General features: G+C 72.0%; 11 protein-coding genes. 7 read left to right on the top strand and 4 right to left on the bottom strand.

Annotated elements, in window-relative coordinates:
* Positions 1-620: 620 nt before the first annotated feature.
* Positions 621-1,499 (bottom strand): LysR family transcriptional regulator, encoded by an 879-nt coding sequence (locus OG389_RS32035; protein ID WP_328302149.1) that lies wholly within the window; start codon positions 1,497-1,499, stop codon positions 621-623.
* Between the two features lie 94 nt (positions 1,500-1,593).
* On the opposite strand from OG389_RS32035, the gene OG389_RS32040 reads away from it, so the two are divergent.
* The 6 genes from OG389_RS32040 (at position 1,594) to OG389_RS32065 (ending at position 8,197) form a co-directional block, all read left to right on the top strand.
* Entirely contained in the window at positions 1,594-2,298 is a 705-nt protein-coding gene (locus OG389_RS32040) for a succinate dehydrogenase cytochrome b subunit (RefSeq protein WP_328302151.1), read from the top strand.
* Positions 2,299-2,348: 50 nt separating this feature from the next.
* Positions 2,349-4,346 carry a fumarate reductase/succinate dehydrogenase flavoprotein subunit gene (locus OG389_RS32045; RefSeq protein ID WP_328304259.1) on the top strand — a complete coding sequence of 666 codons (1,998 nt, stop codon included), beginning with the start codon at positions 2,349-2,351 and terminating at the stop codon, positions 4,344-4,346.
* Complete coding sequence (locus OG389_RS32050) at positions 4,343-5,089, top strand: succinate dehydrogenase/fumarate reductase iron-sulfur subunit (protein ID WP_328302153.1); 747 nt, start codon at positions 4,343-4,345, stop codon at positions 5,087-5,089. The genes OG389_RS32045 and OG389_RS32050 overlap by 4 nt, the downstream gene beginning before the upstream one ends.
* Before the next feature lie 159 nt (positions 5,090-5,248).
* A complete protein-coding gene (locus OG389_RS32055; protein WP_328302155.1) occupies positions 5,249-7,048 on the top strand; it encodes a stealth family protein in 1,800 nt (599 codons plus the stop codon).
* Positions 7,049-7,084: 36 nt separating this feature from the next.
* Complete coding sequence (locus tag OG389_RS32060) at positions 7,085-7,732, top strand: hypothetical protein (protein WP_328302157.1); 648 nt, start codon at positions 7,085-7,087, stop codon at positions 7,730-7,732.
* A gap of 93 nt (positions 7,733-7,825) precedes the next feature.
* Positions 7,826-8,197 carry a cupin domain-containing protein gene (locus OG389_RS32065; RefSeq protein ID WP_328302159.1) on the top strand — a complete coding sequence of 124 codons (372 nt, stop codon included), beginning with the start codon at positions 7,826-7,828 and terminating at the stop codon, positions 8,195-8,197.
* A gap of 34 nt (positions 8,198-8,231) precedes the next feature.
* Here OG389_RS32065 and OG389_RS32070 read toward each other — a convergent pair whose 3' ends face one another.
* Together OG389_RS32070 and OG389_RS32075 are read right to left on the bottom strand one after the other, a co-directional pair.
* On the bottom strand, positions 8,232-10,640 hold the full coding sequence (locus OG389_RS32070; RefSeq protein WP_328302161.1) for an excinuclease ABC subunit UvrA: 2,409 nt from the start codon (positions 10,638-10,640) through the stop codon (positions 8,232-8,234).
* 10 nt (positions 10,641-10,650) lie between these two features.
* Positions 10,651-11,706, bottom strand: a complete 1,056-nt coding sequence (locus OG389_RS32075) for an LLM class flavin-dependent oxidoreductase (protein ID WP_328302163.1) — start codon at positions 11,704-11,706, stop codon at positions 10,651-10,653.
* A 210-nt stretch (positions 11,707-11,916) separates the two neighbouring features.
* Between OG389_RS32075 and OG389_RS32080 the strand changes: the two genes are divergently transcribed.
* Positions 11,917-12,411, top strand: coding sequence for a phosphatase domain-containing protein (locus OG389_RS32080; protein WP_328302165.1), 495 nt, complete (start codon positions 11,917-11,919; stop codon positions 12,409-12,411).
* Between the two features lie 126 nt (positions 12,412-12,537).
* Here OG389_RS32080 and OG389_RS32085 read toward each other — a convergent pair whose 3' ends face one another.
* Positions 12,538-12,753 carry a dodecin gene (locus OG389_RS32085; RefSeq protein ID WP_328302167.1) on the bottom strand — a complete coding sequence of 72 codons (216 nt, stop codon included), beginning with the start codon at positions 12,751-12,753 and terminating at the stop codon, positions 12,538-12,540.
* Positions 12,754-12,887 lie beyond the last annotated feature (134 nt).

Here is a 12,887-nt window from a genome sequence, read left to right on the forward strand (position 1 = left end):
ACATCCACATTACGAAGAGCCTCCCGACCTGCGAAGAAGCCGGTGGTCATGCCCCTAATCAGCGGTCTGTCGATGCCTCCGGAGCCGGTGACACCACCCCCCAAGACATGCGATCGACAGGGGGAGAAAGTCATGCCGACTCCGAAGGCCGGGCGCCCCGTTGCGGGGCAACCAAAACGGTAATGGGGGGGGTGAGGGGTTGCCGCGGATACCGGCGGGGTTGGTGGGCCGGGGTGAGGGGTTGCCTCAGGCGTCGGCGGGGCTGGGGGTGAGGTTGAAGGGTTGCCGCGGATACCGGCGGGGTTGGTGGGCCGGGGTGAGGGGTTGCCTCAAGCGTTGGCGGGGTTGGGGGTTGGGGGCTGGGGGCTGGGGCCGGGGTGAGGGGTCACCTCAAACGTGGGCGGGGCCTGGGGGTGGGGTGAGGAGTCGCCTCGAATGTGGCGGGGCTGGGGGTGAGGGGGCGCCTCGAATGCCGGCGGGTTTGGTGGGGTCGGGGGTTGCCGTCAATGCCGGCGGGGGTGCCCGGGTCGGGGGTTGCCTCGGATGTCGGCGGGGTGGTGGGCCGGCGGGGCTGTGGCGTCGTTTCGAGTGCCGCGAGGGGCTGCGGGTGGGCGGCGGGGTCAGCTCAGGAGGATGCGCTTCAGTTCTCGGGCCGCGCGTGGGGGCGCCACGTCCGTGCGGTGGGCCAGGGCGATCGTACGGCGCAGCGGCGAGCCCGCCAGGGGAGTTGCGCGCAGACCGGAGCCCGCGCGGCCGGCCACCATGGCCGGGACGACAGCGATGCCGAGCCCCGCGCGCACGAAGCCCAGTACCGCGTCCATTTCGCCGCCCTCCACCGTGAACACCGGCTCGAAGCCCTCCGCCCGGCAGGCCGCCACCGTCAGGTCCCGCAGGTCGTAGCCGTGCCGGAACATCACCATCGGCTCGTCGCGCAGCGCGGACACCGTGAGCGGACCGCCGCCCGCCGGGGGCGGGAGGGTCGCCGAGGAGATCACCACCAGGTCCTCCGTCAGCAGCTCCACCGTGGTCAGCGCCGGAGCCGACGGGGGCAGCGGCAGGGCGATCAGCGCGAGGTCCAGGGACCCGCGCGCGAGCTCTCGTACGAGGTCCAGCGAACCCCCCTCCTCGATCAGCAGCTCGATCCCCGGATGCGCGGCGTGGAAGGTTCGCAACACGTCCGGCAGCAGGCCCGTGCACACGCTCGGAGTCGCCCCCAGCCTGACCCGCCCGCGCCGGAGCTGCGCCAGCTCCTGTACCTCCAGGCGGGCCGTACCCGCGTCGGCGAGGATCCGGCGGGCCAGCGGCAGCAGGGTTTCGCCGGCGTCGGTGAGTGCGATGTTCCCGCGCGCCCGGCTGAACAGCTCGGCGCCCAACTCTCGTTCGAGCGCCTTGATCTGCTGTGACAGGGACGGCTGGGCAACGTGCTCGCGCTCGGCCGCGCGCGTGAAGTGCCGGGTCTCGGCGACGGCGACGAAATAGACCAGCTGCTGGAACTGCATGACTCCAGGCTAGCGCCTTCATAGGGTGTGCCTATCGACATCAGCTCCTCCATGTCTTGGACCTTTCGGGACCTTCGTCCTTACGGTCGATGTCATGGCACTGGCAACGCGGACGGGTCGACGGCCGTCCACCACGCGAACACTCTGGGACTCCTCCGTCGGCAAGAAGTCCGTGATGGCCGTCTCCGGTCTGATCATGCTCGGCTACCTCGTCGTCCACATGCTCGGCAACCTCAAGATCTTCTTCGGGGCGGACGAGTTCAACGGCTACGCGCACTGGCTGCGCACCCTCGGCTCGCCCTTCCTGCACCACGAGTGGGCTCTGTGGATCGTCCGCCTGGCCCTGGTCGCGGCCGTCGTCGCGCACGGGGTCTGCGCCTACCAGCTCAGCCGCCGCGACATCAGGGCGCGCCCGGTGAAGTACGCCCACAAGCGCCGCCGCGCGAGCTACGCCACCCGCACCATGCGCTGGGGCGGCATCATCCTCGCCCTCTTCATCGTCTGGCACCTGCTCGACCTCACCACGCTCACCGTCAACGAGCGCGCCTGGGCCGGGCATCCGTACGAGAACGTCCTGGCCACCTTCTCCACCTGGTACGGCAACACCGTCTACCTCGTGGCGATGGCCGCCCTCGGACTGCACGTCCGGCACGGCTTCTGGAGCGCCGCCCAGACCCTCGGCGCGGGCAACGCCCGGCGCGACAGGACGCTGAAGTTCCTGGCCAACGCCCTCGCCCTCGTCCTCTTCGCGGGCTTCGTGTCCGTACCAGTCGCCGTCATGACCGGAGTGGTGAGCTGACCATGAACGAGACCACGACCACGAGCATGAACGAGACCACGACCACGAGCATGAACGAGACCACGACCACGAGCGCGAGTGGGGGCGAGGGCGCGGGCTACGCCGACTACGCCACCGGTGAGCCGATCGCCGACGCCAAGGCTCCCGAAGGCCCCATCGCCGAGCGCTGGGACCGCAGGCGCTTCGAGGCCAAGCTGGTGAACCCGGCCAACCGGCGCAAGCACACCGTCATCGTCGTCGGCACCGGTCTGGCCGGCGGCGCGGCCGGTGCCACGCTTGCCGAACAGGGCTACCACGTGGTCCAGTTCTGCTTCTCCGACTCACCGCGCCGGGCCCACTCCATCGCGGCTCAGGGCGGCATCAACGCGGCCAAGAACTACCGCAACGACGGCGACTCCGTGCACCGCCTCTTCTACGACACCGTCAAGGGCGGCGACTTCCGCGCCCGCGAGTCCAACGTCCACCGGCTCGCCCAGATCTCCGTCGAGATCATCGACCAGTGCGTGGCCCAGGGCGTCCCCTTCGCCCGCGAGTACGGCGGCCTCCTCGACACCCGGTCCTTCGGTGGGGTCCAGGTCTCCCGCACCTTCTACGCCCGCGGCCAGACCGGACAGCAACTGCTGCTCGGCGCCTACCAGGCGCTCTCGCGCCAGGTCGCCGCCGGCAACGTCGAGATGCACGCCCGCACCGAGATGCTCGACCTGATCACCGTCGACGGAGTGGCCCGCGGCATCGTCGCCCGCGACCTGGTCACCGGCAGGATCGACACGTACTACGCGGACGCCGTCGTCCTCGCCAGCGGCGGCTACGGCAACGTTTTCTACCTCTCCACCAACGCCATGAACTCCAACGCGACCGCCGTCTGGCGGGCGCACCGGCGCGGCGCGTACTTCGCCAACCCCTGCTTCACCCAGATCCACCCCACCTGCATCCCGCGCACCGGCGACCACCAGTCCAAGCTCACGCTGATGAGCGAGTCCCTGCGCAACGACGGTCGAATCTGGGTCCCCAAGGCCAAGGGCGACGCCCGGCCCGCCGCCGACATCCCGGAAGCCGAACGCGACTACTACCTGGAGCGGATCTACCCCTCCTTCGGAAACCTCGTGCCCCGCGACATCGCCTCCCGCGCCGCCAAGAACGTCTGCGACGAGGGCCGCGGCGTCGGCCCTGGCGGCCAGGGCGTCTACCTCGACTTCGCCGACGCGATCCGCCGCATGGGCAAGGACAAGGTCGCCGAGAAGTACGGCAACCTCTTCGACATGTACGAGCGGATCACCGCGGAGAACCCGTACGAGGTCCCCATGCGGATCTACCCCGCCGTGCACTACACGATGGGCGGCCTGTGGGTCGACTACGACCTCCAGACCACCGTCCCCGGCCTGTTCGCGATCGGCGAGGCCAATTTCTCCGACCACGGAGCCAACCGCCTCGGCGCCTCCGCCCTCATGCAGGGCCTCGGCGACGGCTACTTCGTGCTGCCGTCCACCATCAACGACTACCTGGCCCGCCGCCACGCCGGGGACGACATCGGCACCGTCGACGACACCCACCCCGAGGCCGCGGCGGCCGTCCGCGAGACCCGTGACTGCCTCGCGAAACTGCTCGCCGTCGACGGGGACCGCACCCCCGACTCCTTCCACCGGGAGATCGGCGAACTCATGTGGGAGTACTGCGGGATGGCCCGGGCCGAGGAAGGGCTGCGCAAGGCGCTCGCCCGGATCCCGGAGATCCGGGAGGAGTTCTGGCGGCGGATCAAGGTGCCGGGCAGCGGCGAGGAGTTCAACCAGTCGCTCGAGAAGGCCAACCGAGTCGTCGACTACCTGGAGCTCGCCGAGCTGATGTGCCTCGACGCCCTCCACCGCGCCGAGTCCTGCGGCGGCCACTTCCGCGAGGAGTCCCAGACCCCGGACGGTGAGGCCGCCCGCCGCGACGAGGAGTTCGGGTACGCGGCCGCCTGGCAGTACACCGGAACCGGCGTCGCCCCCGTCCTGCACAAGGAAGACCTCGTCTTCGAGTACGTCCACCCCACCCAGCGGAGCTACGCATGAAGCTCACCCTGCGCGTCTGGCGCCAGAAGAACGCCGCCGCCCCCGGCACCATGGCCTCGTACGAGGTCGACGGGATCTCGAAGGACATGTCCTTCCTCGAAATGCTCGACACCCTCAACGAGGACCTCATCCTGCGCGGGGAGGACCCGGTCGCCTTCGACCACGACTGCCGCGAGGGCATCTGCGGCGCGTGCAGCCTCGTCATCAACGGCGACGCCCACGGGCCGGAGCGCACCACCACCTGCCAGCTCCACATGCGCTCCTTCGCCGACGGCGACACCATCGACGTCGAACCCTGGCGGGCATCGGCCTTCCCGGTCGTGAAGGACCTCGTCGTCGACCGCGGCGCCTTCGACCGGATCATCCAGTCCGGCGGGTACATCACCGCCCCGACCGGCGCCGCCCCCGAAGCACACGCCACGGCCGTACCGAAGCCGGACGCCGATTACGCCTTCGAGCACGCCGAGTGCATCGGCTGCGGGGCCTGCGTGGCGGCCTGCCCCAACGGTTCGGCGATGCTTTTCACCTCCGCGAAGATCAACCACCTGAACGTGCTCCCGCAGGGCTCGCCGGAGCGCGAGACCCGCGTCCTGGACATGGTGGCCACGATGGACGCCGAGGGATTCGGCGGCTGCACCCTGACCGGTGAGTGCGCGACCGCCTGCCCCAAGGGGATCGCGCTGCCGTCGATCGCCGCGATGAACAGGGAATGGCTCAGGGCAGTCCGGCAAGCCCCCCGCTGACCCGTATGTCTTATCTGACCTGTGTGTTTCATGAGAATGGGGTGGGGGCTGGAAGATCCTGTTCATCTTTCGTGCACTGCCCCGTAAGGTGAGTTCCGGCCACCGGGGGCTGCCGACGAGGCGGGGCCACTGTGTGCGTCCACGAGCCCTGAGGTGATCATGAGCGGCATCCGTCGGCATCTGAGCTGGATGCCCTTCCAGCCCCGAAGCGGGATGCCCGCCCCGAAGCCGGCGCCGCAGCCGGGACCCGACGTGAAGTCCGCGGCGGAGTCCGCGGCGGAGTCGCGCGCGTCCAGGGCCGCCGCCCGGGAACAGCGGATCCTGGCGCAGGCGACCGAGATCGGGAGCGTCGTCGAACATGGGGGCCGGCTGGCCGTCGTACGGGACGACCTGCTGCCGGCGCAGCTGGCGGAACTGAACCTCCGGGCGGTCGCCGAGGCACTGGAGACGGCCGGGATCCCGTACGGCCTCGTTCCCGACGGCGAACTGGTCCACCGGGTGGCGCTCGCCCCCGGAAGCCGCGCCGCCGCGCTCGCCGCCTGCGCGAACGGCTTCGCCGGCAGGCCCGTCTACGCCGACCTCCTCGGCTACGGCACGGAGCTCGGCACCACCCTCGCCGAGGACCTGCCCGATGCCGTCTCCACGGCGGAGGCCCAGGACCCCGACGGTGCCGCCGTCGCCGGTATCCGGCTCTACATCCCCGTGGTCACCTCCGGGTACACGCTCCACATGGGCGCCGAACAGGGCTGTGACCTGGAGTTCTGGAATCCCGCCGACGGCCCCGGCGGGGTCGCCTCGCTCCGCGAGACCCCCTTCGGATGGTGGGTGCCCTCGCTGGCGGCCACCGCCCACCGGCGCATCGGGGACCGCGACTACCCGGTGATGACGGCCCTCGACCGCCGTTTCCCCGAGGACATCGACTTCCCCGTCGACGCCGTGGTCACCTGGGTGGACGGCTCGGACCCCCAGTGGCGCCACCGCAGGGACACGGCGACCACCTCCGAAGCCGCAACCGAGCCCGAAGCCGGAACCGAGGCCGACAGCGCCGACCACCGCTTCCGGGACCGAGGCGAGCTGCGCTACTGCCTGCGCTCCATCGCCGCCTACGCGCCGTGGATCCGCCAGGTGTTCCTCGTCACCGACGACCAGGTGCCCGACTGGCTGGCGGTGGAGCACCCCGGGCTCACCGTGGTCTCCCACCGGGAGCTGTTCGAGGACCCGGACGTCCTGCCCGTCTTCAACTCGCACGCCATCGAGACCCAGCTGCACCGCATTCCCGGCCTCGCCGAGCACTACCTCTACTTCAACGACGACGTCTTCCTCGGCCGCCCCCAGCGGCCCCAGAACTACTTCCTGCCCTCCGGGCTGCCGAAGGTCTTCCACGACACCCGGGCCGTCCCGCCCAGCTCCCCGGACAGCCACGACGACGTCTTCACCGCCTCGCAGCGGGCGACCCGCCGCAAGGTGGAAGCACTCGCGGGACGTACGTACCCGCGCATCCTGGCCCACGCCCCGCATCCGCAGAGCCGCTCCCTCTACGCACGTCTGGAGGAGCAGCTGCCCGGCGGTCTCGCCGGCACCAGCCGCGCCGTCTTCCGCACCGCCACCGACCTCGCCCCCGTCACCCTCTCCCTGCACCTGGCACTCGCCCAGGGGCGGGCCGTGGAAGGCGACCTGGTCACGGCCTACGTGTCCACCGGCCGGACGGAGGAGGTCCAGCGGCTGGGCGGCCTCCTGCGCGACCGCGGCACCGACGCGTTCTGCCTCGCCGACGGCTCGGAGGACGAGGTGTCCCCCGAGGTGCAGCAGCGTGCGCTCAAGGCCTTCCTGGAGGCCTATTTCCCTGTGGCCTCCCCGTACGAGTCCCCGGCCCCGGCCGTCGCGCGGAACCGGAGCGCCGGGGACGACCAGCGCGCGTCCGCCGATCGGATGATCGGAGCGGCTCCCGTCGTGCCGTGACCGGCTGCCCTCCCGGGCATGGGTGACAGTGGGCCCATGCCTCAAGCCCCCGCCGGGTCCGGCCCGCGCCGCCGTACCGTGCTGGCCGCCGCCCTCACCCCACTGGTGGCCGCGGGCTGCGCCGGGGAAGAACAGCCCCGTACCCCGCGCCCCGGCCCCGCGGCGGCCAAGGACGCGCTGGTCATGCTGATCCGCCACGCGGAGAAGCCGTACGCGGGGGACACCGGCGAGGACGACGAGGGCAACGAGCACCCCGGCTTCCTCGCGGTCCGTGGACGGCGCAGGGCCCAGGAGCTGCCGGCCCTCTTCCCGCCGGCCCGGAACGCGGCCCTGCCCCGCCCCGGAGCCGTCTTCGCGGCCGGCGGGAAGGCGGGGGCGCCCGCCCGGTGCCGCCAGACCGTCGAGACGCTCGCCACCGCACTGCGCACGCCCGTCCGGGCCGAATTCGCCGTCGGAGCGGAGCCGGCCCTGGCGCGCGCGGTGCTGGCGGCGCCGATGCCCGCCCTCGTCTGCTGGGAGCACCAGGGCATGCCCCGCCTGATCCGGGCCCTCGGGGCACAGGACGTGCTGGGGCTGCCGGCCGCCTGGCCCGACCGCTACGACCTGGTGTGGATGTTCACCCGCAGGCAGGGCGTGTGGAGCTTCCGGGAGCTCGGGCAGCACCTGCTCTCGGGCGACGCGTAGCGCACGGGCCGGCCGCACCGGACCGGTACGGGACGGGACGGCGTACGCTGAGAAGTGGACTCGGGGCAGTCGTGCGCCGGGAGGATGACGGTCATGTCTGGAATCGTGCGAAGAGGCTTCGATTCCGCCGACGAGACGCGTCGGTTCGAGGACGGCAAGGGCAGGCTCGACCTGCTCAACACCGACCACGGGCCGGTCGGACGGGCTGTGTTCGAGCCTGGCTGGCAGTGGTCGGAACACATCAAGCCCATTGCGGGAACCGCCAGTTGCGAGGCCGCTCACGTGGGCTACATCATCAGCGGCCGGATGAAGGTCGTCATGGACGACGGCGACAGCATCGAGGCACTGCCCGGGGACTTCATCCAGATCGACCCCGGACACGATGCCTGGGTGCTCGGTGAGGAACCGTGTGTCGTCCTCGACTGGCAGGGCTACGGGGACTTCGCCAAGTCCGCCGACGCCTGAGTGCGTGAGTGCGTGAGCCCATGGAGCGTGCGAGCTACCGCCGCGCCGAGAGGGCCCGCTCCAGATAGGCCGCCGTACGGCTGCCGGTGGCGCGGGCCACGTCGGCCGGAGTGCCCGAGGCCACCACGCGGCCGCCGTCGGCGCCGCCACCCGGCCCCAGGTCGATGACCCAGTCCGCGCCCGCCACCACCGCCATGTCGTGCTCCACGACCACCACCGAATGCCCGGCGTCCACCAACCCGTGCAACTGCCGCAGCAGTACCACCACATCCGCAGGGTGCAGCCCGGTCGTCGGCTCGTCCAGCAGGTACAGGGTGTGGTCGCGGCGCAGCCGCTGGAGCTCGGTTGCCAGCTTGATGCGCTGCGCCTCGCCACCCGACAGCTCCGTGGCCGGCTGGCCGAGGCGCAGGTACCCCAGGCCGATGTCCGACAGCGCCGACAGGCTCCGTGCCGCCGCCGGGACCCCGGCGAAGAAGGAGGCCGCCGATTCCACCGTCAGGGCGAGCACCTCCGCGATGTTCAGCCCCGAGTAACGGACCTCCAGAGTCTCGGAGTTGTACCGTGCCCCGGCGCACTCCGGACACGGCGCGTACGTACTGGGCAGGAACAGCAGCTCCACCGAGACGAAGCCCTCTCCCTGGCAGGATTCGCACCGCCCGCCCGGCACGTTGAAGGAGAAGCGGCCCGCCTTCCAGCCCCGGGCCCTCGACTCCGGGGCCGCCGTGAAGAGCCGGCGGACCACGTCGAACAGACCCGTGTACGTCGCCAGGTTGGACCTCGGGGTACGGCCGATCGGTTTCTGGTCCACCTCCACGAGCCGCCGCACCGGGAAGTGCGCCTCCGTCAGCCGCTCGTGGACCTCCCGGGCGAGCACCTGACCGACCAGGGTGGACTTGCCCGAACCGGACACGCCCGTCACGGCCGTGAACACGCCGAGCGGGAACTCGGCGCTCAGATCACGGAGGTTGTGCCGATCCACGCCGCTGAGCCGGACGGACCCGGCCGCCTTCCGCACCGGCCGCTCGGTCCGCTCGTCCGCTCTCAGGGTCCCGAACAGGTGGCGTGCCGTCGCCGACTCCGCCACCGCCGCCAGTCCCGCCGGCGGCCCGCTGTGCAGTACCCGCCCACCGTGCTCCCCGGCCAGCGGACCGACGTCCACCAGCCAGTCCGCGTGCCGCACCACGTCCAGGTGGTGCTCGACCACGAACACCGTGTTCCCGGCCTCCTTGAGCCGGTCCAGTACGCCGAGCAGGGCCTCCGTGTCGGCCGGGTGGAGCCCTGCCGACGGTTCGTCCAGTACGTACACCACGCCGAACAGACCGGAACGCAGCTGCGTCGCCAGCCGCAGCCGTTGCAACTCGCCCGCCGACAGGGTCGGCGCGCCGCGGTCCAGGCTCAGGTAGCCCAGTCCGAGCTCGATGACCGGGCCGATCCGGGAGCGCAGGTCCTCGGTCAGGACCCGGGCCGCCTCACCACCACCGCGCGCGGCGGCCAGTACTCCGTCCAGCTCGGACAGCGCCAGAGCCGCCAGTTCCGCGATCGTGCGGCCCGCGAAGGTCACCGCCAGCGCCTCCGGGCGCAGCCGGCGCCCCTCGCACACCGGGCACGGGGAATCGGCCAGGAACTTCTCGGCGCGGGTCCGGAGCGTGGCGCTCCTGCTGTCGGAGAACGTCCGCATCACGTACCGGTGGGCACTCATGTACGTGCCCTGGTAGGGCCGTTGGATCCGGTTGGCCTCCCGTACCGGATGCACCGTCACCACCGGCTGTTCCTCGGTGAACAGGATCCACTGGCGGTCCTCCGCCGGGAGCTCCCGCCAGGGCGCGTCCACGTCGTGGCCCAGCGCGTCCAGGATGTCGCGGAGGTTCTTGCCCTGCCAGGCACCGGGCCACGCGGCGATGGCTCCCTGACGGATCGACAGCCCGGCGTCCGGGACGAGCAGTTCCTCGCTCGTGCGGTGCACGCGGCCGAGGCCGTGACAGGAAGGGCAGGCCCCGGCCGCGGTGTTGGGGGAGAAGGCGTCGGAGTCCAGCCGCTCGGCGCCGGGCGGATAGTCACCGGCCCGCGAGTACAGCATCCGCAGGGAGTTGGACAGCATGGTCACCGTCCCCACGGAGGAGCGTGACCCGGGGGATGAGCGCCGCTGCTCCAGCGAGACGGCCGGCGGGAGCCCGGTGACGGAGTCGACCTTCGGCACGCCGATCTGGTGGATCAGGCGGCGGGCGTACGGGGCCACGGACTCGAAGTACCGGCGCTGGGCCTCGGCGAAGAGCGTGCCGAAGGCCAGCGAGCTCTTCCCCGAGCCGGAGACCCCGGTGAACACCGTCAGGGCGTCGCGCGGGATGTCCACGTCGACCCCGCGCAGGTTGTGCTCCCGGGCGCCGCGGACGCGGACGTAGGGATCATGGGTATGCGGGGGTTGCGGGGCGGTGGCCTGGTGCATTGGTCCCAGTTTAGTGTCCGGAGCGGGCGGGCTGCCCGGCGAGGCCGGAGAGTCCTGCGGGGCCCGAGAGGCCTCCGGAGAGGCCGGCGAGGTGGGCGAGCCGGCCGAAGGAGTCCAGCAGCGCCGTCCGGTCGTACGTGGACGTGGTCACCAGCAGCTCGTCCGCCCCGGTCAGCGCCGCGATACCGGACAGCTCGGCCGCGACCTGCTCCTCGGTGCCGTGGACGTGTCCCGTGAGGGCGGCCTCGTACAGCTCCCGCTCCTTGGGGGTCATGGCGAGGGCCTCGATCTGCTCGGCCGGGCGCAGCGGCGGAAAGCTCCCCCGGGTGCGGGAGTACGCGACTGCCCAGGCCTCCGGCACCAGGATCCGGCGGGCGGCCCCGGCGGTGGCGGCCACCGCGACCGTCCCGGAGACCACGACATACGGCTCGGCGCCCCACCGGGAGGGCCGGAACTCCTCCCGGTACGCCGCGACGATCTCCGCGACCCGCGCGCGGGCCCGCAGGTCCCCGACCACCAGCGGCAGCCCGGCGCGGGCCGCGATGCCGGCCCCGTCGCCGGTGGCGAGCACGTACGGCGGGATCCGCAGCCCCTCCGCCGGGCGGGCGTGCACCTCGGGATGTGCCCGTTGGGAGCCGTCGAGCCAGCCCAGGAGCTCCGCGAGCTGCTCCTCGAACCGGTCGGCGTCACCGGTGCCCCGGCCGAGCGCGCGGCGGATCCCGCCGGTGAAGCCGACCGAGCGGCCGAGCCCCATGTCGATGCGGCCGGGGAAGAGCGACTCCAGGACCCCGAACTGCTCCGCGACGACCAGCGGCTGGTGGTTGGGCAGCATCACGCCGCCGGTGCCGACGCGGATCCGGCCGGTCGCCCCGGCGACGGCGGCGGCCAGCACGGTGGGCGCGGACCCGGCGACGCCGGGCACGCTGTGGTGCTCGGAGACCCAGAACCGGTGGTAGCCGAGCCGCTCGGCGGCGCGCGCGAGCTCCACGGTGTCCCGCAGGGCCTGCGGGGCGGGGTGCCCCTCGCGGGTGCGGGACCGGTCGAGTATCGAGATTTTGCTGATCACACAGGGGTCAACGCGCGGGGGCCGCCAACATTTCCCGGGGCCTCCAGGGGGCCGGTGGGGGTGGTCCGGCAGCTCGCCCGGCCCGGCCTCCGATCGGGGCCGGTCGGCTGGCCCGACCGGACGTCCCGCGTCCGTCCGGCCGTCGTCCCGCGGCCTTCCCGCGGATAGCCGTCCGGAGCCCCGGAGCCGGCCGCTGCTTAGGCTGGCCGCGTGACCGAGACTCAGAACCGCAGGCCCCTGGCCGTCTTCGACATCGACAACACCCTGGCCGACACCGATCACCGCCAGCACTTCCTCGAGCGCCGGCCGCGCGACTGGAGCGGCTTCTTCGGCGCGGCCCCCGCCGATCCGCCGCTCGCCCGCGGGGTCGCGCTCGCGGTGGAGAGCGCGGCCGACTGCGAGGTCACGTACCTCACCGGCCGCCCGGAGCGGTGCCGGGCGGACACGGTGCACTGGCTCGCACGGCACGGGCTGCCCGAGGGGCGGCTGTGGATGCGCGGGAACCAGGACCGGCGGCCCGCCCGGACGACCAAGCTGGAGGTGCTGAAGCGGATCTCGCGGGGCCGTGAGGTGCGGATGCTCGTGGACGACGACGAGCTGGTGTGCCGGGCGGCGCGTGAGGCGGGCTTCCGCGTGGTCCTGGCGGACTGGGCGGGGGACGCGCCGGAGCTCAAGGACGCGCAGGAGGCCGAGGGGCGCACCTGAGGAGCGCGGGCGCCCCCGATCGGCTTCCCCGGCCCCTCCTCAGGCGCGACCGGGGAGCGCCGGGGAGCACCCGGGAGCCACCTGGGAGCCGCCTGGGAGACCGCCCGGGAGCACCCCGGTCGGTCCTCAGGCCTCGCCGTCGAGCCGGAAGCCGACCTTGAGGCCCACCTGGTAGTGCGCGACCTCGCCGTTCTCGATGTGCCCCCGGATCTGCGTGACCTCGAGCCAGTCCAGATTGTGCAAGGTCTCGCCCGCGCGGGCGACGCCGTTGCGGATGGCCTGATCGATGCCCTCGTGGGACGTGCCCACGATCTCGGTCACCCGGTACGTGTGATTGGACATGGGGTCTCCCGACACTGGGTGGCTGTTGCCTTGTTCTACGGTGCCCCAGTAAGTCCAGGTCCGCGAACTTTGCGCGAGGAATCCACAGCGATACCCCCTTGACCCGCGCATTGGTCCATGCCAATTTTCAAGCC

Origin of the sequence: Streptomyces sp. NBC_00435 (assembly GCF_036014235.1) — a bacterium.
In the GTDB taxonomy this organism is placed as follows: Bacteria; Actinomycetota; Actinomycetes; order Streptomycetales; family Streptomycetaceae; genus Streptomyces.

Excerpts from the sequence above, each read along its gene's own strand:
- OG389_RS32035 (WP_328302149.1), bottom strand. The coding sequence starts at position 1,499 with ATGCAGTTCCAGCAGCTGGTCTATTTCGTCGCCGTCGCCGAGACCCGG.
- OG389_RS32040 (WP_328302151.1), top strand. The coding sequence starts at position 1,594 with ATGGCACTGGCAACGCGGACGGGTCGACGGCCGTCCACCACGCGAACA.
- OG389_RS32045 (WP_328304259.1), top strand. The coding sequence starts at position 2,349 with ATGAACGAGACCACGACCACGAGCGCGAGTGGGGGCGAGGGCGCGGGC.
- OG389_RS32050 (WP_328302153.1), top strand. The coding sequence starts at position 4,343 with ATGAAGCTCACCCTGCGCGTCTGGCGCCAGAAGAACGCCGCCGCCCCC.
- OG389_RS32055 (WP_328302155.1), top strand. The coding sequence starts at position 5,249 with ATGAGCGGCATCCGTCGGCATCTGAGCTGGATGCCCTTCCAGCCCCGA.
- OG389_RS32060 (WP_328302157.1), top strand. The coding sequence starts at position 7,085 with ATGCCTCAAGCCCCCGCCGGGTCCGGCCCGCGCCGCCGTACCGTGCTG.
- OG389_RS32065 (WP_328302159.1), top strand. The coding sequence starts at position 7,826 with ATGTCTGGAATCGTGCGAAGAGGCTTCGATTCCGCCGACGAGACGCGT.
- OG389_RS32070 (WP_328302161.1), bottom strand. The coding sequence starts at position 10,640 with ATGCACCAGGCCACCGCCCCGCAACCCCCGCATACCCATGATCCCTAC.
- OG389_RS32085 (WP_328302167.1), bottom strand. The coding sequence starts at position 12,753 with ATGTCCAATCACACGTACCGGGTGACCGAGATCGTGGGCACGTCCCAC.